General features: G+C 36.8%; 22 protein-coding genes and 1 pseudogene. 7 read left to right on the top strand and 16 right to left on the bottom strand.

What is annotated here, in order from left to right; all coding sequences use genetic code 11:
* The first annotated feature begins 53 nt into the window (after positions 1-53).
* Positions 54-935: a bifunctional 5,10-methylenetetrahydrofolate dehydrogenase/5,10-methenyltetrahydrofolate cyclohydrolase gene (locus tag BLQ00_RS00115; protein WP_093139231.1), complete on the top strand. Its 882-nt coding sequence runs from the start codon at positions 54-56 to the stop codon at positions 933-935.
* Here BLQ00_RS00115 and BLQ00_RS00110 read toward each other — a convergent pair.
* The 10 genes from BLQ00_RS00110 to BLQ00_RS00065 all read right to left on the bottom strand — a co-directional run bounded on the left by BLQ00_RS00110 (position 932) and on the right by BLQ00_RS00065 (position 9,869).
* Positions 932-1,372 (bottom strand): YkvA family protein, encoded by a 441-nt coding sequence (locus BLQ00_RS00110; protein WP_093139229.1) that lies wholly within the window; start codon positions 1,370-1,372, stop codon positions 932-934. The genes BLQ00_RS00115 and BLQ00_RS00110 overlap by 4 nt on opposite strands.
* Positions 1,373-1,460: 88 nt before the next feature.
* The gene (locus tag BLQ00_RS00105; protein WP_093139228.1) at positions 1,461-2,492 is read right to left on the bottom strand and encodes an AI-2E family transporter; all 1,032 of its coding nucleotides are present in this window, start codon (positions 2,490-2,492) and stop codon (positions 1,461-1,463) included.
* 4 nt (positions 2,493-2,496) lie between these two features.
* On the bottom strand, positions 2,497-2,919 hold the full coding sequence (locus BLQ00_RS00100; protein ID WP_093139226.1) for a VOC family protein: 423 nt from the start codon (positions 2,917-2,919) through the stop codon (positions 2,497-2,499).
* Positions 2,916-4,547 (bottom strand): class I SAM-dependent methyltransferase, encoded by a 1,632-nt coding sequence (locus BLQ00_RS00095; protein WP_093139225.1) that lies wholly within the window; start codon positions 4,545-4,547, stop codon positions 2,916-2,918. Before BLQ00_RS00095 ends, BLQ00_RS00100 begins: the two co-directional genes overlap by 4 nt.
* 6 nt (positions 4,548-4,553) lie before the next feature.
* Positions 4,554-5,255 (bottom strand): hypothetical protein, encoded by a 702-nt coding sequence (locus tag BLQ00_RS00090; RefSeq protein WP_093139223.1) that lies wholly within the window; start codon positions 5,253-5,255, stop codon positions 4,554-4,556.
* Positions 5,256-5,373: 118 nt separating this feature from the next.
* The gene (locus BLQ00_RS00085) at positions 5,374-5,934 is read right to left on the bottom strand and encodes a hypothetical protein (protein WP_093139222.1); all 561 of its coding nucleotides are present in this window, start codon (positions 5,932-5,934) and stop codon (positions 5,374-5,376) included.
* Between the two features lie 25 nt (positions 5,935-5,959).
* A complete protein-coding gene (locus BLQ00_RS00080; RefSeq protein ID WP_093139220.1) occupies positions 5,960-7,492 on the bottom strand; it encodes a helicase HerA-like domain-containing protein in 1,533 nt (510 codons plus the stop codon).
* Positions 7,493-7,582: 90 nt separating this feature from the next.
* Positions 7,583-8,278 (bottom strand): hypothetical protein, encoded by a 696-nt coding sequence (locus BLQ00_RS00075; protein ID WP_093139218.1) that lies wholly within the window; start codon positions 8,276-8,278, stop codon positions 7,583-7,585.
* Positions 8,279-8,390: 112 nt separating this feature from the next.
* Positions 8,391-9,122 (bottom strand): hypothetical protein, encoded by a 732-nt coding sequence (locus BLQ00_RS00070; RefSeq protein ID WP_093139217.1) that lies wholly within the window; start codon positions 9,120-9,122, stop codon positions 8,391-8,393.
* Between the two features lie 3 nt (positions 9,123-9,125).
* The gene (locus tag BLQ00_RS00065) at positions 9,126-9,869 is read right to left on the bottom strand and encodes a hypothetical protein (protein ID WP_139149333.1); all 744 of its coding nucleotides are present in this window, start codon (positions 9,867-9,869) and stop codon (positions 9,126-9,128) included.
* Positions 9,870-10,116: 247 nt separating this feature from the next.
* Here BLQ00_RS00065 and BLQ00_RS00060 point away from each other — a divergent pair, with 247 nt between their 5' ends.
* A complete protein-coding gene (locus BLQ00_RS00060) occupies positions 10,117-10,746 on the top strand; it encodes a 7-carboxy-7-deazaguanine synthase QueE (protein WP_093139214.1) in 630 nt (209 codons plus the stop codon).
* Between the two features lie 3 nt (positions 10,747-10,749).
* Here BLQ00_RS00060 and BLQ00_RS00055 read toward each other — a convergent pair whose 3' ends face one another.
* Positions 10,750-11,295, bottom strand: a complete 546-nt coding sequence (locus tag BLQ00_RS00055) for a DUF2911 domain-containing protein (RefSeq protein ID WP_093139212.1) — start codon at positions 11,293-11,295, stop codon at positions 10,750-10,752.
* A gap of 264 nt (positions 11,296-11,559) precedes the next feature.
* On the opposite strand from BLQ00_RS00055, the gene gyrB reads away from it, so the two are divergent.
* From gyrB to secDF, 4 genes are all read left to right on the top strand, one after another.
* Positions 11,560-13,500 (top strand): DNA topoisomerase (ATP-hydrolyzing) subunit B, encoded by a 1,941-nt coding sequence (gyrB, locus tag BLQ00_RS00050; protein ID WP_093139210.1) that lies wholly within the window; start codon positions 11,560-11,562, stop codon positions 13,498-13,500.
* A 240-nt stretch (positions 13,501-13,740) separates the two neighbouring features.
* Complete coding sequence (gene mdh / locus BLQ00_RS00045; protein ID WP_093139209.1) at positions 13,741-14,667, top strand: malate dehydrogenase; 927 nt, start codon at positions 13,741-13,743, stop codon at positions 14,665-14,667.
* 66 nt (positions 14,668-14,733) lie between these two features.
* Positions 14,734-15,360: a hypothetical protein gene (locus tag BLQ00_RS00040; protein WP_093139207.1), complete on the top strand. Its 627-nt coding sequence runs from the start codon at positions 14,734-14,736 to the stop codon at positions 15,358-15,360.
* 203 nt (positions 15,361-15,563) lie between these two features.
* The gene (secDF, locus tag BLQ00_RS00035) at positions 15,564-18,584 is read left to right on the top strand and encodes a protein translocase subunit SecDF (protein WP_093139206.1); all 3,021 of its coding nucleotides are present in this window, start codon (positions 15,564-15,566) and stop codon (positions 18,582-18,584) included.
* Between the two features lie 300 nt (positions 18,585-18,884).
* Here the strand turns inward: secDF and BLQ00_RS00030 are convergent, their stop codons facing one another.
* Genes BLQ00_RS00030 through folE form a run of 5 tightly spaced genes read right to left on the bottom strand, consistent with a single transcriptional unit; the run spans position 18,885 to position 22,699 of the window.
* Complete coding sequence (locus BLQ00_RS00030; RefSeq protein WP_093139204.1) at positions 18,885-19,373, bottom strand: DUF192 domain-containing protein; 489 nt, start codon at positions 19,371-19,373, stop codon at positions 18,885-18,887.
* Position 19,374: 1 nt separating this feature from the next.
* Complete coding sequence (gene lgt / locus BLQ00_RS00025; protein WP_093139202.1) at positions 19,375-20,202, bottom strand: prolipoprotein diacylglyceryl transferase; 828 nt, start codon at positions 20,200-20,202, stop codon at positions 19,375-19,377.
* Between the two features lie 58 nt (positions 20,203-20,260).
* A complete protein-coding gene (gene yidD / locus BLQ00_RS00020) occupies positions 20,261-20,503 on the bottom strand; it encodes a membrane protein insertion efficiency factor YidD (RefSeq protein WP_093139200.1) in 243 nt (80 codons plus the stop codon).
* Positions 20,504-20,521: 18 nt separating this feature from the next.
* Complete coding sequence (gene cysS / locus BLQ00_RS00015) at positions 20,522-22,006, bottom strand: cysteine--tRNA ligase (protein ID WP_093139198.1); 1,485 nt, start codon at positions 22,004-22,006, stop codon at positions 20,522-20,524.
* Positions 22,007-22,021: 15 nt separating this feature from the next.
* Positions 22,022-22,699 carry a GTP cyclohydrolase I FolE gene (gene folE, locus BLQ00_RS00010; RefSeq protein ID WP_093139196.1) on the bottom strand — a complete coding sequence of 226 codons (678 nt, stop codon included), beginning with the start codon at positions 22,697-22,699 and terminating at the stop codon, positions 22,022-22,024.
* Positions 22,700-22,847: 148 nt separating this feature from the next.
* Here folE and BLQ00_RS00005 point away from each other — a divergent pair.
* Positions 22,848-25,313, top strand: a pseudogene (locus BLQ00_RS00005) (hypothetical protein); the annotation flags it as partial.

Here is a 25,313-nt window from a genome sequence, read left to right as displayed (position 1 = left end):
TATTTAATACCAAACACAGATTTTATATATGTGTTGCCCCTAATTACAGTACTATGACAATTTTAGACGGAAAAAAAGTTTCAAACGATATTAAAAATGAAATCGCTGTTGAAGTTCAGAAAATGAAGGACAACGGTGAGAAAGTTCCGCATTTGGCAGCTGTGTTAGTAGGGGATGATGGTGCGAGTTTAACCTATGTTGGAAGCAAAGTTCGATCTTGCGAACGGGTAGGGTTCGAATCTTCATTAATTCGTATGCCACATACAACAAGTGAAGTAGAATTGCTTAAAAAAATAGAGCAACTTAACAACGATGACGCGATTGATGGTTTTATTATTCAATTGCCATTACCGCCACAAATTGATACGCAAAAAGTATTATTAGCCGTAGATCCAAGTAAAGATGTAGATGGATTCCATCCTGAAAACTTCGGAAAAATGGCGTTGGATATGACTACCTTTATTCCTGCAACACCTTTCGGAATTCTAGAATTGTTAGAGCGCTATAAAGTAGACACCAAAGGAAAACATACCGTTGTTATTGGTAGAAGTCACATTGTGGGGCGTCCTATGAGTATTCTAATGAGTAGAAGAGGATGGCCAGGAAATAGTACCGTGACGTTAACGCATAGTAATACCAAAAACATTACACAAATTACATCGCAAGCCGATATTATTATTTCTGCCTTGGGAGTTCCAAACTTTCTAAAAGCTGAAATGGTAAAAGACGATGTTGTAATTATAGATGTAGGTATTACAAGAGTTCCAGATGAGTCACATCCAAAAGGGTATGTAATTACTGGAGATGTAGATTTTGAAAACGTAAGTAAAAAAGCAAGTTTTATAACCCCAGTACCAGGTGGAGTAGGGCCTATGACAATTGCAATGTTATTAAAAAATACATTGTTAGCGAGAGAGCAACGACGTTCAAATTAAGTCGTTTCTCCTTCCAAAATTTTCCAATCTAAATAGCGGTGTACATCCGATTCTATCCAGCCAATACCTAAAGCTAGAATAGTTGCGTCGTCTAGATACCCCAATCCAGGGATAAAATCGGGCACTAAGTCCATTGGGTTTAAAACGTACAGTAGTATCATGACAATGGTTGCGATGGTAAGCCACGGTACATTTGTATAGACTCCGGTTTTAATATCCTTCAGCATTCCGAAAAGTACTTTTCCCAACTGGAAATACTTCTTTAGAACGTTACTATTACGCATTTTTTTTGCAATGGTTTCTTCATTGTGAAGTACTACTTCAACATCATCTTCGTCAATTTTTATGATTTCTTCTTTCATAAAATCTTCATTCGATGTGTCCTCGGTACTTTCCGAAGAGCGATTTATTTTAGAAAATAAACTTTTTAAAGACATAACTATTTAATTGAGTACTAAATATACAAGATGTAAATGTTAAAGAGTCTTAGGGTTTTGTTATAGTATTCAGAATAAAACGACTACGCTATGCTTTTTTTTCTTCGGAAGGGGAAGCATCTCCGTATTCGTTTCTGTAAATACGAACAATAATTAAGAACAAACTAATTAACAATGGCCCGAAAATAAGTCCGATGAATCCAAATAAGGGCACACCAACAATCACTCCTATTAAAGTGATTAGTGGATGCACATTGTCTAATTTCTGAAGAACGTAGAGTCTTATAATATTGTCGGTCGAACCTACTACTACGAGTCCGTATATTAAAATCCCCCATGCTTGAAATGTTTCCCCCATAGAAAGAGTGAGTATAAAAACAGGGATGATCCCCAATAGTGTTCCGATAAATGGAATCATGGAGCCAATAGTGACTATTACAAACCAGAAAAAGGGATCTTCAATACCAAAAATTAAAAACCCAATAAGTGCAATGATTCCTTGTGCTAATGCAACCAACGGAATTCCTATGGCATTAGAACGAACCATGGCTTGTATTTCATTGCCAATTACTTTGGTGTTGCTCTTATTAAACGGAACAATGTCTGTAAGCGATTCTGTTACTGTTTTCTTGTTGGTAAACATATAGTATAGCATAAAATACATAATACCAATAGCGATAAATATATGGAAGGTGCTTCCGGCAAAACTCTGAAGGCTGTCTGATACCCATGACGATATTGAAGAAACATCAATTTGTGAACCTATATCGTATCCCAAACGAGACTCTATGGAAGCAAGCTGCTCCTTAAAAGCGTCTACAACACGTTCTGAATTATTCACAGCATTCCCAATTTTGTTGGTGAGCATGATAATAATTCCGGTTATAGGAAGTAAAATACATACAAACGAAAGGAACATTAAAAAGACCGCCGCCAAACTTGGTTTCCAGCCTTTTTTCACAAGTTTCACCATCCATTTCCGAAGTAAAACATAAAATGTGATAGCGCCTAGCACACCCGAAAGATACGGGAGCATTTCGCTAAAAATTAATCCGCCCATTACTACGATAAGAAGTAGGACAAATACTTGCTGAATTACTTTTATAGGTATCTGTTTCATAAATTTAAGATGCAAAAAGTTGATCTATATTTTTAAAAGCCTTAAACTCTAAGGCATTTCCCGACGGATCTTTAAAAAACATTGTTGCTTGTTCGCCTGTTAATCCTTTAAAACGAATGTACGGTTCAATATTAAAACTTACATTTTTCTTTTTTAGTGCTTCTGAAAATTTTTCGAAAGTCTCCATATCGAGTACGACACCGAAATGTGGAATTGGAACTATTTTGCCATCTACAGCATTTGCAATTTCTTCTGAAGCGCTTTCTTGATAGTGTAATACCAATTGGTGTCCAAAAAAGTTGAAATCTACCCAATGGTCGCTGCTTCTTCCTTCCTCGCAACCTAATACATCTCTGTAAAACGTGCGACAAACTTCCAAGTTGTTTACGGGAATGGCTAAGTGAAAAGGGCGAAGGTTTTGTGTCATAATGTTTCGTTTTTAATAGCGCCAATAAGATAGTTAATACTAACGGTGGCCAATTCGTTATTTGGAAATTTTGAGAAGTATTTATCAACAGAATGTAAGCCTACTTTTTCTATTACCGTTCTAAACACTTCTAGTTCTAAAATATATTGGTCTGAAAAACCGTGCGTCGCATCGTAAGCAGTTGCGGCGGTATTTCCAATGTTTTTTGCGGTAATCTCTGGAGGTATGGTGTGTAATTCGATTAAAAGCAAGCCAAACTTTGTGATGTAAGGAGCCCATTTTTCAAAATGCTCTTTCAGGTTATTTTCAACCTCACTGTTTGAAAGTCTTTTTCCGCAGCTCGCAAAAGCGCCTGTCGAATTACTTTTTGCGATACTGAAAGTGTTAGGTTCTGTCCACGGTCGGTTATGGTCTAAAAAGGTACGTACGTTTAATAAATCGCAGAGTTCAATATTATAACTTTCTTGAATGTCTTCCTGTAATTGCTTCGGATCGCCAATGTCTCCCCAAATCACCTTTGCCCAAATATCTGCTTTCACCAGATTAGCGCGCGTTACTTTTAGCGCTGCTTTATTGTAATCTACACCGACAAGAAATAACGGATATTGCTCCAGCAAAGCGCCCCTCTTGGTTCGTTGTTCGATGACTTCAAAAAGATGTATTAAAAACGCTCCGTTTCCGCAGCCCATATCTAAAATACCTTTGGGTTGCTCTTCTATAGGTTTGTTGAAAAGTTCGATAATGACTTCATCTATTTTTTTGAAATACGCTGAATGTGCACCACCACTTCCCCAAACGTTCATTTCACGATCTACGTGAATTTCGAGGGCGTTTGGAATGGAGCTTCTAAAAATATTTGGGTTCCCAAAAATAAGCTCGTCCACGCGTCTAAAGGTTGGAATGTACGATACAGTCACGCCATAGGCCGATGACCGTCGGGCAAAAAACAGTCCTTTATTGGTAAATCTATAGTTGTCATTCTTTTTACTGAACCATCCTAAAAAGGTAAAGAAGTCGAGTATTTTACTGAAACTAATGGGGTCTTCATGAAACTCATCAGCGCTAAAAGAAGCTTCCATAAAGTATTTGTGAAACATTCCGTCCATTCCTAAAAAAACGGTGATAGGGCCTACGAGAACACCTTCAATATGCTTTTCTATTTGGTATTCAATATCTCGTACTTCGGGTGTTTCAGAAGTAGGTGCAAATTCATTGTTTTTATATTTGTTCAGGATTTTATTCAAGATGGTGAATTGCTCCATTTCAAAGTGACGCGGATGAAATTCTTCAGAAACCTTCATGAAATTAACAACATCTGTATAGCGATCTATCATTGAAAAAGCAATAGCACTGCGTTCATTTGTGGTAATTGTAACCACATCAGTGTCGCTGTCAATCTCGTGTAAAAGCCAACCTTGTGAAGCTAACATTCGCAATCCAACGTTGAGGTAGCCTTCGTTGGTGGTAAATGTTTCAGAAATATGTGAAAGTGTGGTGCTTTCTTCTGTAAGAATGAAATCTAACACTCCTTTTTCTTTCAAAGCATACGCGACAGGTGCGACACCAATTCCGTCAAGATGTCTAAATAATTCAGATCTGTACTCTTTTTTTTCTAGATTTGTTAGCATAAAAGGTTATGAGTTTGCGTTAAGAAATGCGTCAATAAATGTAGCGGTATGTTCTTTAAGTGTTGTTATCGTTTCTGCGTCTATATAGTCTAAATAATGCGCCATAAAAATGAGTCGTTTTTTTACGAGCATGGTCGACATCGTAGCCGCTTTTATACGTTCATCGTCTCCCACAGTAACATTCATTAAAAATACAATGGTTCCAGCATTTTTAGTGACGTTGTACTTTTCAATAAGAATGGGTTGTGTTATTTGTAGTTTTTTTTCTGAAAAGGAATCGCTTTTATTTACATCTTCTAGGGTTTTGTCTAGAAAGCCAGAAGTCATCATTTGTACAATCTGTTTCATTTCTGAAGGACCCATTATAACATCGAGAGCTGCAGTTGCGCCATACACTTTGTAATAGTTGTCATAATTAATGAAGCTGAAATCGGACGCTTGGGCGTAGGTGGCATCATCCAAATAGTACCCTAAAATAATATTGCTGGTATCTTCAAATTCGTCTACTCGTTTTTTAACTTCCGGATGGGCATAGGCTTCGTTTATTCCTTCAATTTTAGGTAAGCAAATAGATGTGTCTCCGTAATTTCTCTTGCTGTCACAATTGTAAACTGTGTTTGAATTTGTAGTTTTTTCTTTTTCTTCGGAAGGGTTTTTGCAACCAATTAGTACCGATAGGAGCAGGGAAATAAAAATGAGGTGCTTCATGTTTTTATACCTTTAGTAATTAATGATGGTTGCTTAGCGTGACTTAAAATACCACAATTTTGAGTATAAAAAAAGCCTTCGATGAAGAAGGCTTTTAAAGTGAGTTGTTGTGTGCAGATTATTCTTTTTCCCAACCTACCATGAAATATTTAAAAGTAGCTTCGTCAGGAATCTGACTTGCTTCTACGGTAACACTTGGGTCGTAGCGTAAATTTTCAGGCAATTGTTTTTTGTCGATTGTAATAAAAACATCGCTTCCTTCAAGGAAAATAACTACTGAATTGATAGTTGTTTCAATGTCTGAAATAGTATAGTTCGCTTTAATGTCTTTAAACGTGCTAGCTTTGTTCAATCCTTTGTCTGTTTTGTAGCGGCTATCAAAAACTTGAATGTTTGTAATGATAGAGTTTGGATCACTTTCGTTGTCTGGCGAAAGTAATAGTAATTTAGCACCACCTTTTTCGTAAATCTCTACTTCTCCTTGCGTACCTAAAGCATCTTTTATCGGATTTAGTTTTACAATAGAATCGTTTGCAAACAAAGAGTCGATTTGTTTCATCTGAATCTCTTTAGTTAAATCACCAATAGCCCCTTGTTGTATAGAAAATGGGTTGCTTTTTTCACCACATTGTGTAAATAATAGCGCTACAAAAGCACCGAATAATAAGATTTTTTTCATTTGTTGTTTTTCTTTTTCTAATTTTTTATCGCATCATTTTTCCAAGTATTCCTAACACGCTGCGAATTACGGTTGGGCTTGTTAAGGTTTTTACCCAAATGCTTTGGGTTGATTTGCTACTTTTTCGTGATGCGCTTCTGGACGAACTTTTTTCTGCGGCTTCTTTTTCTTTAGCGGCTTTTGCTTTGACTTCTTCTCGTTCGGCTATTTCAATTTTCTTATTTAGTAGTTCATAAGCACTTTCACGATCAACAACTTCCGAATATTTTTTAATAAGTTTAGAGTTGTCTGTAAGTTCTTTTAATTCTGAATCTTCTAACACGTCCATTCTGCTCATAGGAGCACGAAGCATGGTTGCTGCTAAGGGTGTTGGGATTCCTTTTTCACTTAAAGCAGATACTAGAGCTTCTCCAATTCCTAAAGAGGTAAGTACTTCGTCAGTTTTGTAATATTCTGATATCGGATAATTTTCCGCAGTTAGCTTAATAGCCTTTCTGTCTTTTGCGGTAAAAGCTCTTAAGGCGTGTTGTATTTTTAATCCTAACTGACTTAATACGCCGTCTGGCACATCGGTTGGGTTTTGTGTAACGAAGTATAAACCGACACCTTTCGAACGGATTAGTTTTACAATGCTTTCAATTTGATTTAACAATGCGCTACTTGCTTCTTTAAAAATTAAGTGCGCTTCATCAATAAATATGACCAATTCGGGTCTTCCGCTGTCTCCTTGCTCTGGAAAGGTAGCGTATATTTCAGCCAAAAGACTTAGCATGAACGTAGAGAACATTTTTGGACGATCTTGAATATCGGTCAATCGGATGATGTTGATGTACCCCATTCCATTTTCATCGATGCGCAATAAATCTTCAGTTTCAAACGACTTCTCTCCAAAAAATAAATCGGCACCTTGTTGTTCTAGTTCCACAATTTTCCGAAGAATAGCTCCTGTAGAGGCTGTAGAAATTCTTCCGTAGTCTTTAGAAAGTTCTTCTTTACCTTCATCGGTTGTATATTGCAACATTTTTTTGAAATCCTTCAAATCTAATAAAGGAAGTTTGTTGTCGTCGCAATACTTGAAAATTACAGATACAATTCCAGACTGCGTTTCAGTAAGATCCATAATACGTGAAAGTAATACAGGTCCAAACTCACTTACCGTAGCGCGTAAACGAACTCCTTCTTGATCGGAAATAGAAAGAATTTCAACAGGAAATTTCTTGGCGGTAAAAGGGATTCCAATTTTTTCGTGACGCTCCTCTATTTTTGCGTGTCCAGGGCTAGGTTGCGCAATACCACTTAAATCTCCCTTCATATCCATTAAAAGAACAGGGATTCCTTTTTCTGAAAGGTTTTCGGCAAGGATTTGTAGTGTTTTTGTTTTTCCTGTTCCCGTGGCACCAGCAATAAGGCCGTGACGGTTTAAGGTTTTTAACGGAATCTTTACAAAGGCATTGGTTAATGTTTCGCCATCGAGCATTGCTGCTCCTAGTGTAATAGCGTCGCCTTTGGTAGCGTACCCTTCCGTAATAGATTTAAAAAAAGCCTCTTTGTCTGCCATTGTCTATAATTTTTGATAAAAATAGCAATTGTAGCGCTGCTACTGAAATAAACACAGGCAAAAATTAATATTTAAGAGTAAAGAAAGGCTTTATTGAAGCTTGCTAACACCAAAATTGAAAAATTTGGCATTTAAGTTTGTCCCTCCATTGTTTAATACATACTGAAACCTTAGTACATCATTGGCGGCTAGAGGGTACATTAGTGTTCCGCTTGTTCCCCAGTAATCTTGACTTGGTAAGCTACTAAAACCTCTAGAAAGGTATCCTATCAAGCTTCCGTTTTTAGTTACTGCGATAATGTATTTTTTGTTTCCTGAAGGCATGTTTGTAGTTGAAAAAGAAGCGGACATTTGATATACACCACTTGCTTTTACAGTTACTGTCCCGTTTGCAGTTACATCATAAAGAGAGGCGTCTGTTGCAATAACCTCAGTTGCTCCAATAGGGAAATTTGCATACGTGTTATCGTCACCTGTGATAACATTATTGCTATTTCCGAAGGATCTATTCACAACAAGGCTTCCATTAGACAAACTTTGCCAAGTTCCATTTTTGAAAATAAATAAGGCGTGTTCGGTTGAATTGAATACAATAGCTCCTTCTAGCGGGGTCGGTATTAAATTCATGTCTGTTGTTGACATTCTTGGTGGAACTAAGGCTCCTGTAGTACTTTCTATTTCTAAGGCTGAACCGTCATCTAATGTTATGGTTCCAATTCCGACTTGGGCCGTTAAGGTTTGTAAGGTTGCGCAAAGTAATAGTGTGAGGATAAATCTTTGGGGCATGAAAAAAAATTTGTTGTAAAAATAGGATAAATAAATCGTCATATGTGCGTTGAAACGTTAAATAATGAAGGTGAATGGTTGATTAGTGCTGTTGAATGAAAAAATATAAAAGTTAACTCTTCTTTTCTATGTAAAAATCGGAAGAGCCTAAAGAGCGCATTGTAACAGTGCCATTATTTGCTGTTAGTATGGTTGTGATTGTAATAGTATCGTTGGCTCTTAATTCAAGAATCTCGTTACAATGTAATGAAGTTGATTCATGACCGTTAGCGCGTCTCATATATCCTGTTGTAGCAAAGGAACCTATTTGCGTACCATTCACACTAATATAAACTTCTGGAGCTTTTCTTCCAGAAGTTGTTCCACTTGCGATTGAAATATTTGCTGTGATTTCATATCGGCCGTCTTCTGTAATTACAAGTGTATTTCCGCGATTGATATACAAACTACTATTGTCATTCCAGTTTTCCTGTCCAAAAAGAGGAATGGAGCTTTCAGCAGAAGTGTTTAGGTTCGAGGTGATATCTGTATTTGAATATTTTGCCGACTGACCTAAATACGAAGTAACAGTTGTATTTGGATTTAGTGCTTCCCATTTTGGAAGCACTGCTGTCCCACTATTAAAATTAATGGTATTACTATCGGTATTAAAAACAAGGAGTGAATGTGCAGGAAGCGTAATTGAGTTTTGCTCAAGATTTGTAACTTCTGGAAGTAATACACCTAGTGAATTAGAGGGGATGTCTAAAATTGCTGATTCGTCAACTACTGTCGTTCCTATTCCAACTTGAGAATAACCAATATAAACGTTAACTAGCAGTATGAGTATAAATTGAATTTTCATGGCTTATAACTTTTTTTCAATATATACCGTTGAGCTACCAGCACTACGTAAATTTACAACTCCTCCGTTTGCGGCTCTTTGAATTCCAATAGAAACAACATCATTAGCATTGAGTTCTAATACTTCCCTAAGGTGTAAAGAAGATTCATCATGTCCGTTTTGGCTTCTCATGTATCCAGTAGCACCATAAGATCCTATTTCAGTACCATTTACGCTAAGTCTCATTTCAGGTGCGTTTCTAGCGCCTGCGGCAACGTTTATTAGAGAGATATTTATTATAAACTCATAACGTCCAGCTTCAGTAATGGTAACCTGATTTCCAGCAACGACATAGAGTGTTGTATTGTCGTTCCAAAGTAGGTTTCCGAAAATTGGAACTGTAATAGCTGTGTTTGGATTCACGTCTGTAGTAACATCGGTGTTTGAATATTTAACGGAATCACCTGGGCTGGCAATGCTGGTTCCTGTTAGGCTTAAAGCTCTCCAGATGGGAACCGTTGAATTGCTTGAGTTGTACTGAAATTCGTCTGAATCTGTATTAAATATAAGTAGTCCATTTGCAGCACTTGCTATAGCATTTCGTTCAACAGTTGTTAATCTAGGAATTAGTAAACCTTTATTATTTGCTGAGATGTCTAATGCTGAAGATGGGTCAGGCAAAGAGGTGCCTATTCCAACTTGTGCTTGTCCAAGATAGCCCATAAAAGTAAATTGGCAAATCAACATCAATCTAAAAAAAGTAGTCATTTATTTGGGGATTTTGTGAAGTATAATTATGTAAAGCTAGTGTCTATCATTATAGCTTTAAAATAGCTGTGGGTTTTTTCGTTCATAAGTGTTTTATGTCCGATTAAAAGCATGTTTCATTAACAATTTAGTAGGAGTTTTCTTCAATTATCGTGTTTTTGCACTAGTCGTATTTTTATTTTTTTTCTGAATTTTTCCTTCTTTAAACTTGATATTTAAGTTTGAAATATGGCTATCTTTGCCAACTATGCAAGAAGATATTAAAGAGCTGGTAAATAAAGGAGAAATGCTTCCGTTAATGGAAGAGTTTTATACCATACAAGGAGAGGGATTTCATAAAGGAACCGCAGCGTATTTTGTACGTATTGGTGGTTGTGATGTGGGATGTCATTGGTGCGATGTGAAGGAGAGTTGGAATGCTACGTTGCATCCACCAACGCATACGAATAAGATAGTTGATAATGCTGCCTCTTACTCGAATACAGTGGTAGTCACTGGAGGGGAGCCTTTAACCTGGGATATGGGGCCTTTAACAAAGCAGTTTAAAGAAAAAGGGATGCAGGTTCATATAGAAACTTCTGGTGCATATAAATTGTCTGGCACATGGGATTGGATTTGTTTGTCTCCAAAGAAAATAAAATTACCACAACCTGAAATATATGAAGTAGCGCACGAGCTTAAAGTGATTATATTTAATAAAGATGATTTTAGGTTTGCTGAAGAACAAGCAGCAAAAGTGAATAAAGATTGCATTCTATACTTGCAGCCAGAATGGAGTAATCGTGATAAAATGATTCCTTTAATGGTGGATTATGTGATGAAAAACCCTGCTTGGAAAGTTTCGTTACAAACACACAAGTATTTAAACATTCCGTAATAGCTATATTTTTTTGAAGGGAATTTCAATATAAACAGTGTCCCAGCCAATTAATAGCGTAGTTCCTTTCACGTTTGTTTTAAAAGCCATAGAGAGTGTTTCTACAGGTGCTGCAGGCTTTTTTGTTGGAACGTTAATTCGAGCCATATCGTTGAACTTGCTATAGCTATACGATCCCCAAACATTCGTGTCACAATTAACTATAACGGTCCAAGAGTCTTTATCTGGGATGGTGTAAAGAGTGTATGTGCCTTCATCCAAAACAGTATCGCCTAGTTTCATAGGGATGTATAGTGTTAACTCGGTAGCTTCATTTGCTCCGGTTCTCCATACATTTCCGTAGGGAACAAGCTCGCCAAATATTTTACGGCCATTTTTTACAGGTCGGCTGTAAATCACTCTTGCTAATGGCGGACTGTCTTTATCGGGACGCGCTAAAGCTAAATCCATCGGAGAAGCATCTATTTTAGGAAATTCTTGTGCATGTAAAGATTCCGAAGAAAAAGAAATAACGAATAGTAAAAGAAGGCTAACACATAGTGTTTTCATAGTAAATAACTGTTTGAGGGTTTAAAGATACTTTATTAACGAAATGCTCCGTATTAAAGTTTTCAGAATATTTATTTTTTTAATGTTAAGTTGCTTTTTTCAATCGATTTACAGACGTTTAAAAGTAGTTGAGCTGTAGAATATTTTTTTCACAAAATTTGTTAATAACTTCGCATTCAAAAAGTACTGAAACCCTATGTTTTAGTAGGTGTTTTCTTATATTTGTTTGAATTCGAAAAACACACATTTTCAAGCTAAATTTTTATGAGCGAAGAACAAAAAAAAGGAAGTTACGGGGCGGATAGTATTCAAGCCTTAGAAGGAATGGAACATGTGCGCATGCGTCCATCGATGTATATTGGTGATGTTGGAATGCGAGGATTGCACCATTTAGTGTATGAGGTGATTGATAACTCGATAGATGAGGCAATGGGAGGTCATTGTGATACAATTGGCGTCTGGATTAATGAAGATAACTCAGTAACAGTAAAAGATAACGGTCGTGGTATTCCAGTCGACCTTCATAAAAAAGAAGGAGTTTCTGCTTTGCAGGTTGTAATGACTAAAATTGGAGCAGGAGGAAAATTTGATAAAGATTCGTATAAAGTATCTGGAGGACTTCACGGTGTTGGGGTTTCTGTTGTAAATGCACTTTCGGTGCATTTAAAAGCTACCGTTCATAGAGATGGGAAAGTTTGGGAGCAGGAATACGAGCGCGGTAAAGCTCTATATCCGGTAAAATCTACTGGAGAAACAGATTACCGAGGTACAATCGTTACCTTTAAGCCAGATGATTTAATTTTTAAAGAAGGGTTGGTTTACAATTACGATACCCTAGCGAGTAGACTTAGAGAGTTGGCTTTTTTGAATAAAGGAATTACCATCGAATTGACCGATAGACGTCAAAAAGAAGAAGATGGTGAGTTTGTTTCTGAAACATTCCATAGTACTGAAGGATTAAAAGAGTTTATCCGCTTTTTAGATGGAAATAGAGAGATGATCATCGATGATGTAATCTCTATGGAAGGTGAAAAGAATGATATTCCTGTTGAGGTTGCGATGGTGTATAACACTTCGTTTAACGAAAACTTACACTCGTACGTAAACAATATTAATACCCACGAAGGTGGTACGCATTTATCAGGATTTAGACGTGGTTTAACTACAACCCTTAAGAAGTATGCAGATGCTTCAGGAATGTTAGACAAGCTTAAATTTGAAATTACAGGAGACGATTTCCGTGAAGGATTAACAGCTATTATTTCTGTAAAAGTAGCCGAGCCTCAATTTGAAGGACAGACCAAAACAAAACTTGGAAACCGTGAGGTTACCTCTGCGGTAAGTCAGGCAGTTTCTGAAATGTTAGAAAATTATTTGGAAGAACATCCAAATGATGCTAAAACAATTGTTCAGAAAGTGATCTTGGCTGCACAAGCAAGACACGCTGCTAAAAAGGCTCGTGAAATGGTGCAGCGTAAAAATGTTATGAGTGGCGGAGGATTGCCAGGAAAGCTATCAGATTGCTCAGAACAAGATCCAGCGCAATGTGAAGTATTCCTTGTCGAGGGAGATTCGGCGGGTGGTACGGCTAAGCAAGGTCGTGATCGTAATTTTCAAGCTATTTTGCCGCTTCGTGGTAAGATCTTGAATGTTGAAAAAGCAATGCAACACAAAGTGTTCGAAAACGAAGAGATTCGAAATATTTTTACCGCTCTTGGGGTGACAATAGGAACTGAAGACGATAGCAAAGCTTTAAATCTTTCAAAATTACGCTACCATAAAGTAGTAATTATGTGTGATGCCGATGTTGATGGTAGTCACATTGCTACCTTAATATTAACCTTCTTTTTCCGTTATATGAAAGACCTTGTAGAAGCAGGGCACGTTTATATTGCGACACCTCCTTTATATTTGGTTAAAAAAGGAGCTAAGAAAGAATACGCTTGGTCTGATAAAGAACGCGATGCGTTAAACGAAAAGTTTGGTGGAAGCGCTGCAATTCAACGTTACAAAGGTCTTGGGGAGATGAATGCGGAGCAATTATGGGATACAACCATGAATCCAGGATTCAGAACATTGCGCCAAGTAACCATCGATAACGGAACAGAGGCAGATCGTATTTTCTCTATGTTAATGGGAGATGAAGTACCGCCTCGTAGAGAGTTTATTGAAAAGAATGCAGTATATGCAAATATTGACGCATAAGTAAAGCGTTAAATCATAATTTAAAAAGCCACGACAGTTGTTGTGGCTTTTTGCTTTTAAATTTTTCAGAAATAAGAGATTGATGTGTTTTAATAGTATGTTTTTGTTGAGGTTCTCTTCGGAAAATAATACGCTAAAGGACTATATTTTATACAGATAATTGTATTTTTGTATGAGTTTCAGAAAAGAACTTTTTTTCAGAAATAAAAAAGAATAATAACATTTTAAAATAAGGAATAAATGAAAGTAACAGTTGTTGGAGCAGGTGCAGTAGGCGCAAGTTGTGCTGAATACATAGCCATTAAAAATTTTGCAAGCGAAGTTGTATTGTTGGACATTAAAGAAGGATATGCTGAAGGGAAGGCAATGGATCTGATGCAAACTGCTTCATTAAATGGTTTTGATACTAGAATTGTAGGGTCTACAAACGATTATTCTAAAACAGCAGGGAGTGATATTTGTGTAATTACAAGTGGAATTCCTCGTAAGCCAGGAATGACTCGTGAGGAGCTAATTGGTATCAATGCTGGAATTGTAAAGACTGTTTCATCAAACCTTGTGCAACATTCACCAGATACAATTATTATCGTTGTGAGTAATCCAATGGATACGATGACGTACTTAGTGCATAAAACAACAGACCTGCCTAAAAGCCGAATCATTGGTATGGGTGGAGCTTTAGATAGTGCTCGTTTCAAATACAGATTGGCTGAAGCTCTTGAAGCGCCAATTAGCGATGTTGACGGAATGGTAATTGGAGGTCATAGTGATACTGGAATGGTGCCTTTAACAAGAATGGCAACTCGTAATAGTGTTCCTGTGAGTGAATTTATCTCTGACGAAAGATTAGAGCAAGTAAAAGAAGATACTAAAGTTGGAGGTGCAACACTTACCAAATTATTAGGTACTTCTGCATGGTATGCTCCTGGAGCTGCTGTTTCTGGTTTGGTACAAGCAATTGCTTGCGATCAGAAAAAAATCTATCCTTGTTCTACACTTCTGGAAGGAGAGTACGGGCTTAATGACCTTTGTATAGGGGTTCCTGTAGTGTTAGGTCGTAACGGAATTGAAAAAATCGTTGAATTAGAATTGAACGATGCCGAAAAAGCACATATGAAAAATAGTGCCGAAGGAGTGACTAAAACAAACGGATTGTTGAACTTATAGTTTCAACTTACATAATTAAATAAACAAAAGCTGTCATGTACAGCTTTTGTTTTTTATATTTGGCGCATGAAATCTAAGTGGTACTTAAGTACTTTAGTAGTAATCTTTGCCTTATTAGGTCTAAGTCAGCAGCAGGTAACTGTTCCCAATCAGGAAATAGTTGTTCAGTTTGACAATGATGAGGTATCGTTTACCGACGCTCAAAATGCAGTCGCGATTGTAAAAAAACAATTGCAGCGTATTGGGGTTGACAAAATACAGGTGCGAGAGTCCTTAAATGGAAACTTAAAAATCACTTACTACAGTGAAATTGATGTCACTGGAATTGAAAAAATATTCTCTAAAGACGATAGTATTTTTCTGGGATATTCTTCTTTCGGACTAAGTGGCGCAGGTTCCGATTTTCCTTCTGAAAACGACTCGAATAACTACAAGCTTAACGTATCAGAAATTCAAACTAGTTTTGACGATGGTTCAGATTTTAATGGGTATCTATTAAATCATTCTCAGAAAATTGAACGACCACACAATCCGTTGTTGTATTTCTCACTGGCTAGTACCATCGTTTCAGAAGCGAATAGAGTTGATAAGATTCGATTTATAATACAACAAAAAATTGCGATTGCAATAGATCATTCTACACATAACATTCCTGAAGTTAGGGCCGGGCCGGTTCTAAACGGGATTTCATAATACTTCCCGAACACCATCAGAATCTTTACTAGGTTAACTAATAGTTACGCAAGACGTACTATGATTTAATTTTTAAAGCCTACTTTCAAAATTCATTTAGAGAGTAATACAATCGAAAAAAATAATTATCAAATCATAGGGTAAAAGTATATATTTGCCCACCCGGAAATTCGGGGAAAAATAAGACCAAAAAACAATTAACAATGCAAAATAAAGGACTCATTATAGTATTTGCAGTATTATTTGGCCTGGTAAGTTTATACCAGCTGTCATTTACATACGTAGCAAACCAAGTTGAAGACGATGCAAAAGCATTCGCAGACTTGAAATTTCCAGATAGCCCTAGAGATAGTGACGCTGCGGAAGCAAGATATTTAGATTCAGTTGCTAACAACTCTGTGTTATTAGGGATTGACTATAAAACAGCAAAAGAAAAAGAGCTTAATAAAGGTTTAGATTTAAAAGGAGGGATTAACGTAATTCTACAAGTTTCTGTACAAGATATCTTAAAAGGATTGGCGAATAATTCTAAAGATCCAGCTTTCAATCAAGCATTAGCGAACGCTACTGAACTTCAGAAGGATGCACAAGACACCTATTTAGAGTCTTTCTTCGAAGCTTTTGATGCGCTTCCAGGTGAAAATAATTTAGCGTCACCTGATATTTTCTTCAACAAAGGGTTGGAAGATGATATCAACGCTTCAATGTCTAACGATGAAGTTAAGGTTGTTCTTTCAAAGAAAATTGACGAATCAATCACATCAGCATTCGAAGTACTTAGAAAACGTATCGATAAATTTGGTGTCACGCAACCAAACATTCAACGTTTAGGTCAGTCAGCTCGTATATTAGTTGAATTGCCAGGAGCAAGAGATGTAGATCGTGTTAAAAAATTATTACAAAGTACCGCTCAATTAGAATTTTGGGATGTATACAAGTCTGAGCAAATGCAAGGATTCCTTTTTCAAGCCGATGCTAAAGTAGCAGAGCTTAAAAAAGCTGAAAAACCACAAACTGCCGAAACTGTTGTAGATTCAACAAAAGCAGACGATGATATTACTGAATTATTAGGTGGTCAAGATGTAAATGATTCATTGGTAGATGCAGCTAATGCAAGACCAATCATTTCTAAAATAGTGTCTCCTGGTTACCAAGGCGGTCCAGTTATCGCAAACTTCTCATTAAAAGATACAGCAGTAATCAATAGTTACTTACGTATGCCGCAAGTACGTTCTTTGTTGCCTAACAGTGAGCGTTACGCAAAATTCGTTTGGGAAAAGCCAAAAGAAACTCAAATTAATGAAGAAGGTGATGTACTAATTACTACAGGACTTTATGCGTTAAGAGGAAACAGAGAAAACATCCCGCCATTATCTGGTGGTGTGGTAACGGATGCATCACAATCGTATGACCAAGTAGGTCGTGTGGCTGTAAACATGCAAATGAATGGTAAAGGTGCTAAAATTTGGGAAGAAATGACCAATCAAGCAAACATCAACCAAAGTCAAATTGCAATTGTATTAGACGATATCGTTTACTCTGCACCAGGTGTTTCTGTAGCAGGTGGTATTGGCGGTGGTCGTAGTGAAATTACAGGAGACTTTGATATCACTGAAGGACAAGATTTAGCAAACGTATTACGTGCAGGTAAGTTACCAGCATCGGCAGATATTATTCAAGCAGAGGTTGTCGGACCGACATTAGGTCAAGAAGCAATTGATAGTGGTATTTTATCATTCGCTATTGCATTAGCACTTGTATTATTATGGATGATTGGTTACTACGGAAAAGCAGGTGCATTTGCAGATGTTGCTTTGGCAGTAAACATTTTGTTCATATTCGGAGTTTTAGCTGGATTAGGAGCTGTATTAACATTACCTGGTATTGCCGGTATTGTATTAACCATTGGTATGTCGGTAGATGCGAACGTACTTATCTTTGAGCGTATTCGAGAAGAGCTTGCCAAAGGGAAGCTGCAAAAAGATGCTATTAAAGATGGTTTCTCAAATGCATTGTCTTCAATCTTAGATGCGAACATCACAACTGGTTTAACTGGTTTAATCTTATTGGTATTCGGAACAGGACCAATTCAAGGATTTGCAACTACCTTATTAATAGGTATTCTAACGTCATTATTTACTGCAATTTTCATTACAAGATTGTTTATTGATCGTTATACTAAAAACGGGAAGCCATTAGATTTCTCTACATCATTTACAAAGAACTTGTTTAAAAACGTAAACATTGATTTCCTTGGAAAACGTAAAATTGCCTATATAATTTCAGGTATTTTAATTACAATCAGTTTAATCTCGTTGTTTACAAACAAACTAGATCAAGGTATTGATTTTGTTGGAGGACGTACATACACAGTTCGTTTTGAAAAAGATGTCAACTCTTCTGAAATTCAAGAAGATTTAACAGCTGTATTTGGTAGTGCTGAAGCAAAAACTTACGGTAGTGAAAACCAGTTGAAAATTACTACAAAATTCAAAGTAGATGAAACTGGAACTGAAGTGGATGACGAAATCGAAAGCATGTTATTTGAAGGGTTGAAACCAAACCTTCCTGCAACAATGACTTTAGAGCAGTTTAAAACAGATGACCAAGGAAAAGTAGCAGGTAGAATGGAATACTATAAAGTAAGTCCTACTATTGCAGATGATATTAAGAAAGACTCTTTATGGGCTGTATTAGGTTCATTAATTGTTGTATTCTTATACATCTTACTGCGTTTCAGAAAATGGCAATTTAGTTTAGGTGCTGTAGCGGCAGTATTCCACGATGTATTGATCGTATTAGGGATCTTCTCGTTAACATACAGCTTTATGCCATTTAGTATGGAAATTGACCAATCGTTTATTGCGGCAATCCTTACCGTAATTGGATACTCATTAAATGATACGGTGGTAGTGTTTGACCGTATTCGTGAATACTTTAACGAGCATACTTCTTGGAAGTTTGGTAGAGTAATTAACGAAGCATTGAACAGTACATTAAGTCGTACGTTAAATACGTCATTAACTACTTTGGTAGTATTGTTATGTATGTTCTTTTTCGGAGCTGAATCTATTAGAGGGTTATTATTCGCAATCATCGTAGGTGTGGTTGTAGGTACATACTCTTCATTGTTCATCGCAACACCAGTGATGTACGATACAGTTAAGAGAAAAGGAATTGACCTTTCAAATAAAAAAGAAGAAGAGGAAGAAGTTAAAGCGTAAATCCTTCTTTTCTAAAGACTATAAAAACCCTTCGTAATGTGCGAAGGGTTTTTTGTTTTGTACTAGTTTTGAGGTTTCAGAATACAACTAAGCATTGCGCAGTTTCCAATCAAAACAATCGGTATTGATTCGTTTGATGACTGTTTTTGGTATGGCTTATTGATTGTTGAAGGTGTTTTAAAAATAGAAGGGATGCAGATGTGTAAACGAAGTGTTATTTCCTGTTAGACGTTCATTAATTGCTTCGGAAAGTGACGCATTATGGTAGAAAAAGTGGTGTTGCGCAAAAATGTACGCTAGTTATAAAGCAGTCCATTCTATGCGATCTCCAGGCTCAAGACCCCATTGGTCTGAAAGTCCTGCGTTAACTTCTAAAACATACGTAGCAGGCTTGTTTGAAGGTAAGGAAGATTGATCTAATGGTTTGGCGTTCTTCTGAATGCTAACAACCTCTTGCGCTTTATTAATGTAGATGATATCTAATCCAAACTCTGTGTTTTTCATGTAAAAGGAGCGCGGTTCTTCATCTTCAAAAATAAACAGCATTCCGCGACTGTCTAGCATCGACTTGCGGTACATCAATCCCGTTTGGGTTTGGTATTCATCGTCGGCTATTTCAATGTCAAGTGAAACAATGAGTGAGTCGCTAGTGGCCTTTTTCAGTTGAAGCTCTCCTTCTTTCTTGAAGACTACCTCTTGTGTCAATACTTTTTCGGTAGTTTTCTCTTTACAGCTTCCGAAGAGCAAAAAACCACCAATCATACTTAAAAGTAATGCCTTAGATTTCATACTATACAGTGGGTTTCTTTTTCGATTGCACCATAAAATAAACTCCAGCAATAATAAACGGAATACTTAACCATTGCCCAGTGGAAAGAGTTTGCCCTAAAGCACTTTCAAAACCACCTTGACTTTCTTTTACGAACTCTACAAAGAAACGAACCGTCCATAGCAATACTAAGAAAAGACCAAAAAGGTATCCTAGTTGTTTGCTTTTTTCAGTTTTCCAGTACGTAAACCATAGGATAAGGAATACAACAACATAACCAGCAGATTCGTACAATTGTGCAGGATGACGTGGAAAAGTTTCTCCTAATTGCTTAAATATTACTCCGAAGTCACTGTTTGTCGCTTTACCAATAATTTCAGAATTGATAAAATTTCCAATTCTCACAAAAATAGCACCCGATGCAACAGCAATTACGACTCTGTCTAAAATCCAAAGTACTGGTTTTTTTAGTACTTTTTTGCTGTACAAAAACATGGCAATAATTACTCCTATCGCAGCACCGTGACTTGCCAAACCTTGAAATCCTGTGTACTCAAATTCGGGAACTGTTCTAAAAGGAAGTAATACAGAAATAGGATCTTCAAAAATCAATTCACTTTGGTAAAAAATAACGTGACCTAAACGTGCTCCCAATAAAATAGCAACCACCATGTAGATAAAAAGACTGTCTAACTTTTCAAGTGATTGGTTTTCGTTTTTAAAAATTTTCTTAGTGATAAACCATCCTAGTGTGAATGCAATTACAAACATTAAGCTGTAATAACGTACTAAAAAGAAACCTAAATCGATTCCTTCTGAAGGATTCCAAGTAAAACTTAAAAAAGGCATATGTATTATATTAATGTGGAGTGTAAATATAGAAAAGCTTGCGCGCAAAAAAGAACAATTAACCTTTCTTTTTGACTACAGGAGGTACTGGATCGTGTCCGCTTCCTCCCCAAGGATTACAACTTCCAATTCGTTTTATAGCCAGCCAACTTCCTTTGAATAAACCATGAGTTTGTAAAGCTTCAATAGTGTAATGAGAACAAGTAGGCGTATAACGACATGTGGAGGGGAGTATGGGCGAAATAAAGAGCTGATATCCCCGTATAAGAAGTATAAATGGATATGTTAAAATGCGCTTCATTTGTAATTTTACTACTTGCTAGTTTAAAGAATAAGTGGTTCCTTCTTTTCCGTCTTTTAGCTGAATGCCAACTTCTTGTAATTGGTCTCTAATTTGATCGCTTGTGGCAAAGTCTTTATTTGCTCTGGCTTGATTCCGAAGAGAAATTAATAGTTCGACAGCGCTCGATAATTTGTCGCCGTTCGTATTTGTTTCTGAAACATCATCGGTTAAACCAAGCACGTCGAAAATAAAATCATGCATGGTTGTTTTTAAAATTTCTAAATCTGCTTCGGAAAGTGTTTCGTTTCCTTCTTTTACAGCGTTTATTAATTTTGAAGCTTCAAAGAGTTGCGCAATTAAAATCGGACTGTTAAAATCATCGTTCATCGCATCGTAGCAAGATTGTCTCCATGCCGAAACATCGAAACTGCTTTTTTTAGCCACGGAAAGGGATGTCAATGCGCGATACGAATCCATCAATCGATTGAAGCCTTTTTCAGAAGCCACCAACGCATCGTTAGAAAAATCTAAAATGCTTCGGTATTGCGCTTGATACATGAAAAACTTCGCTACAGTAGGTGAAAATGCTTTGCTTAACACATCATTATTGCCTGTGAATAATTCGTCTGGAAGAATATTATTTCCTGTCGACTTAGACATTTTTTTACCGTTAAGGGTCAGCATGTTTGCGTGCATCCAAGTATTCACTGGTGATTTGTGGTTACAAGCTTCCGCTTGCGCAATTTCACACTCGTGATGTGGAAATTTTAAATCCATTCCACCGCCATGAATATCAAAAGACTCACCCAAGTATTTGGTGCTCATTGCGGTACATTCTAAATGCCAACCAGGAAAACCTTCGCTCCAAGGAGAGGGCCAATGCATGATATGCTGTGGTTCGGCTTTTTTCCAAAGGGCAAAATCTTGCGGATTCCTTTTATCGCTCTGTGCGGCTAATTCGCGGGTATTCGAAATCATATCATCTAGATTTCGACCGCTTAATTTTCCGTATTTGTGTTTTTTGTCAAACTTTACAACATCAAAATAAACCGATCCGTTTACTTCGTAGGCGTATCCTTCCGCAATAATTTTAGAGACAATTTCTATCTGTTCAATAATATGTCCCGTAGCTGTGGGTTCAATACTCGGAGGAAGGGCGTTAAACTTCGACATCGTTTCGTGAAAATCGACCGTGTATTTCTGAACCACTTCCATCGGCTCTAATTTTTCAATACGTGCTTTTTTCAGAATAGGGTCATCACCACTTTCGCCGTCATTTTCTAAATGCCCCGCATCTGTAATATTACGAACGTAACGAACTTTATACCCTAGATGTTTTAAATAACGAAACACCAAATCGAACGACAAAAAAGTACGACAATTCCCCATGTGTACGTTACTATAAACGGTAGGTCCACAGACGTACATGCCGACTGCTCCTTGGTGAATGGGTTCAAATTTTTCTTTTTCTTTTGAAATGGAATTGTAAATGTGCAATTCTTGTTGTTCGAAAAGTTTCATCTATATAGGTAAATGTTAAAATTCTGTAGTAAGTTGAATGTAGTCTAAAAATTCACTGCGAGTTTCAGGGTTTTTAAATACCCCTCCAAATTCGCTCGTTACAGTACTGCTATCAATATCGCGAATACCGCGTGAATTTACGCATAAGTGTTTTGCGTCAATTACACAGGCAACGTCTTCAGTGTTTAAAACTTGCTGAAGCTCTTTTACTATCTGTATGGTTAATCGTTCTTGAACTTGTGGGCGTTTAGCGTAATAATCTACAATACGATTCATTTTACTAAGACCGACAACCGTTCCGTTAGAAATGTAAGCAATATGTGCTTTTCCAACAATTGGAAGTAAATGGTGTTCGCAGGTTGAGTAGAGGGTGATGTTTTTCTCTACCAACATTTCGTTGTATTTGTATTTATTGTCAAATGTTGACGCTTTTGGTTTACGGTCTGGGTGTAAACCACTAAAAATTTCTTGAACAAACATTTTTGCAACTCGCGTTGGAGTCCCTTTTAAGCTGTCGTCTGTTAAGTCGAGACCTAAGGTTTGCATGATGTTGTGAACATCTTTTTTTATAAGTGCAATTTTTTCAATATCACTTAAATCGAAAGCATCACTACGTAGCGGAGTGTCGCTAGCAGTTCCAACGTGATCGTCCCCTAATGCTTCAATAGCCTTAAGCTGTTTTTCCAAATCCATTATTTATTTTTTAATTAGGCATAAAATGCAGTTTGCAAAGATACGCATTCGGAGTTGGCTTTGAAAAATTGAATGTCACTATTTTTATATTTGAAAGTTTATGGTTTCATAAAAAAACCTTAAATTTCGCCCTTATATAAAATTGATAATGAAAAAGAACCTCCCTTTAAAGAAATCACTCTTATTTATATTTTTATTTTTCCCTCTTATAATGTTAGCTCAAGGAGGTACCTGTTCTGAAATTGAACCATTTTGTGCAGGTGACCAATCTTTAATATTTGCTAATTGTAATAATACAGATCCAGATTGTAATGCAACAGCAGAGCCTGGTCCTGATTATGCTTGTTTATTTGATCAACCTTATCCTGCTTGGTTTTTCCTGCAAATAGATCAAGCTGGAACTTTAAATTTTGAGATAACGCAAAATACTTCATTTGATGTAAATGGAAATCCAACAGGAACAGGTCTAGATGTAGATTTTATTTGTTGGGGGCCTTTTAGTCAGGGTGATGATTTATGTGATTACACAAAATTACAAGCGTTTAACGAAGTAGATTGTAGTTTTTCAGCTGCACCAGTAGAAAACTTTACAATTAATGCTGGGCTTCCGGGACAGATTTATGTCCTAGTAATTACAAATTATGATCAAGCTGCTGGTTTTATTAAATTAGAACAAACCAATGCAGGAGCACCAAATTCAGGATCGACAGATTGTACAATTTTAACAACACAAACAGGTTGTGAGGGGGATAGTTTTGAACTTGATGCCACAGAACTTGGAGCTACAAATTACCTTTGGGAATATGATGATGGAACTGGATATGTGACTATATTTAATGGGAATTTTCCAATAATTAATGTGACAGATGCTGGTGATTATAGAGTTACAATAAGTTTTGGTTCAGGTACAGATCAATTAAGAGAATATGTAATAATTACATATCCAAATCCTGTAATTGCATCACCTCCAATAGACCTTTTTATATGCGATAATGGAACCACACCAGGGATATTTGATTTAACAGTAAATACACCTATTGTGTTTGGCACTCAAAGCACTACCGACTTTGTTATAACATATCATACGTCGCAAGCTGATGCCGATACAGGGTTTAATCCTATAGCTAATCCTGCGGCCTATCCAATTGTTGGTTCGTCTCAAACTATTTATATTCGAATTCAAGATACTTCAGGAACGTGTTGGGAAACAACAAGCTTCCTAATTGAATACACACAGGCAACTGCGGGGCCAATGACAGATTATGAGATTTGTGACACAGGTTCTAATAACGTTGAACCTATTGATTTACCTGCTTTAAAAGATGCGGAAGCTCTAAATGGACAAGACCCATTAGCATATACTGTTACCTATCATAATTCACAAGTAGAAGCTGATGGAGGAATTAATCCATTACCTACTCCTTATAATGTAAACGCTCCTTCTGAAATAATTTATGTTCGAGTAGAAAATGTTGATTCTCCTACATGTTTTGCTACGGATAGTTTTGAAATTACCATTCTTCCAATGCCGATTATAGCAACAGAACCTAATGATATATTTATTTGTGATGATGGTACGGCTCCAGGTGTTTTTGATCTTACAGTAAACTCTTCGCTTGTTTTAGGAACACAGGACCCAGCATTGTTTAATATTACATTTCATAACACACCTGGAGAAGCAAACTCTGGTGCAAATCCAATTCTAAATCCATCAGTATATTTAATTACTGGTAATGTGGAAGTAATTTATATTCGTATTGAAGATTTGTCGGGGACATGTTTTATCACGACTTCTTTTGAAATTGAATTTGCTGCGGCTATCGCAGGAGCAGTTACATCTCCTTATTATTTATGCGATCAAGATGAAACAGGTGATGAAGAAATTAATTTTAGTGCATTGTTTAATGCTACTGTATTAAATGGGGCTAATCCATTTAATTTTAATGTTACCTATCACTTAAGTCAAGCTGATGCTGATGCAAATGCAAATGCACTGCCATTGATTTATAATGTAACGGCAACACCGCTTACAATTTACATTCGTCTTGAAAATGACGATAATCAAAATTGTTTTGATACGACCCAAAATTTTGACATTTTGATGGATACGCCTCCTGTAGTAAATGGAGCGCCAGAGCCATTGGTAATTTGCGACGGTAATAATGATGGTTTTGCCTTTTTTACGTTGCACGATGCCGATGTTGATATTACTCTTGGCGATCCTGATTTAATAGTTACCTATCACCCAACTCAATCGGATGCAGAGAACAATTTAAATGAATTGCTAGATCCGTATGCAAATGATGATCCTTATAACGATGTTGTTTTTGCACGTATCGAGAGTGTTACAACGAGCTGTTACAATACGACTATTTTAAATTTAGAAGTCCGTAACACTCCTGAGATTGTAGCACCTGCCGACCCTTTACGTTTGTGTGATTATGATACTCCAGGCGATGGATTAGAGGTTTTTGATTTAACGGTTGTTGAGCCAGAGGTTTTAGATGGTTCAGATCCTCTATTATACGATATTTATTATTATGAAGTAGAGCAAGATGCTATTGACGCTGGAGAGTTGGCCTTAACGGTTCCCGATTTTTCATTGGCTATTGGA

The sequence above is a fragment of the Ulvibacter litoralis genome (assembly GCF_900102055.1).
Lineage (GTDB): Bacteria > Bacteroidota > Bacteroidia > Flavobacteriales > Flavobacteriaceae > Ulvibacter > Ulvibacter litoralis.
The sequence above is the reverse complement of the archived record's forward strand: the minus strand, read 5'-3'. Positions and strand labels throughout refer to the sequence as shown.

Coding starts and splice junctions, on each gene's coding strand:
- BLQ00_RS00115 (WP_093139231.1), top strand. CDS start 54: ATGACAATTTTAGACGGAAAAAAAGTTTCAAACGATATTAAAAATGAA.
- BLQ00_RS00110 (WP_093139229.1), bottom strand. CDS start 1,372: ATGTCTTTAAAAAGTTTATTTTCTAAAATAAATCGCTCTTCGGAAAGT.
- BLQ00_RS00105 (WP_093139228.1), bottom strand. CDS start 2,492: ATGAAACAGATACCTATAAAAGTAATTCAGCAAGTATTTGTCCTACTT.
- BLQ00_RS00100 (WP_093139226.1), bottom strand. CDS start 2,919: ATGACACAAAACCTTCGCCCTTTTCACTTAGCCATTCCCGTAAACAAC.
- BLQ00_RS00095 (WP_093139225.1), bottom strand. CDS start 4,547: ATGCTAACAAATCTAGAAAAAAAAGAGTACAGATCTGAATTATTTAGA.
- BLQ00_RS00090 (WP_093139223.1), bottom strand. CDS start 5,255: ATGAAGCACCTCATTTTTATTTCCCTGCTCCTATCGGTACTAATTGGT.
- BLQ00_RS00085 (WP_093139222.1), bottom strand. CDS start 5,934: ATGAAAAAAATCTTATTATTCGGTGCTTTTGTAGCGCTATTATTTACA.
- BLQ00_RS00080 (WP_093139220.1), bottom strand. CDS start 7,492: ATGGCAGACAAAGAGGCTTTTTTTAAATCTATTACGGAAGGGTACGCT.
- BLQ00_RS00075 (WP_093139218.1), bottom strand. CDS start 8,278: ATGCCCCAAAGATTTATCCTCACACTATTACTTTGCGCAACCTTACAA.
- BLQ00_RS00070 (WP_093139217.1), bottom strand. CDS start 9,122: ATGAAAATTCAATTTATACTCATACTGCTAGTTAACGTTTATATTGGT.
- BLQ00_RS00065 (WP_139149333.1), bottom strand. CDS start 9,869: ATGACTACTTTTTTTAGATTGATGTTGATTTGCCAATTTACTTTTATG.
- BLQ00_RS00060 (WP_093139214.1), top strand. CDS start 10,117: ATGCAAGAAGATATTAAAGAGCTGGTAAATAAAGGAGAAATGCTTCCG.
- BLQ00_RS00055 (WP_093139212.1), bottom strand. CDS start 11,295: ATGAAAACACTATGTGTTAGCCTTCTTTTACTATTCGTTATTTCTTTT.
- gyrB (WP_093139210.1), top strand. CDS start 11,560: ATGAGCGAAGAACAAAAAAAAGGAAGTTACGGGGCGGATAGTATTCAA.
- mdh (WP_093139209.1), top strand. CDS start 13,741: ATGAAAGTAACAGTTGTTGGAGCAGGTGCAGTAGGCGCAAGTTGTGCT.
- BLQ00_RS00040 (WP_093139207.1), top strand. CDS start 14,734: ATGAAATCTAAGTGGTACTTAAGTACTTTAGTAGTAATCTTTGCCTTA.
- secDF (WP_093139206.1), top strand. CDS start 15,564: ATGCAAAATAAAGGACTCATTATAGTATTTGCAGTATTATTTGGCCTG.
- BLQ00_RS00030 (WP_093139204.1), bottom strand. CDS start 19,373: ATGAAATCTAAGGCATTACTTTTAAGTATGATTGGTGGTTTTTTGCTC.
- lgt (WP_093139202.1), bottom strand. CDS start 20,202: ATGCCTTTTTTAAGTTTTACTTGGAATCCTTCAGAAGGAATCGATTTA.
- yidD (WP_093139200.1), bottom strand. CDS start 20,503: ATGAAGCGCATTTTAACATATCCATTTATACTTCTTATACGGGGATAT.
- cysS (WP_093139198.1), bottom strand. CDS start 22,006: ATGAAACTTTTCGAACAACAAGAATTGCACATTTACAATTCCATTTCA.
- folE (WP_093139196.1), bottom strand. CDS start 22,699: ATGGATTTGGAAAAACAGCTTAAGGCTATTGAAGCATTAGGGGACGAT.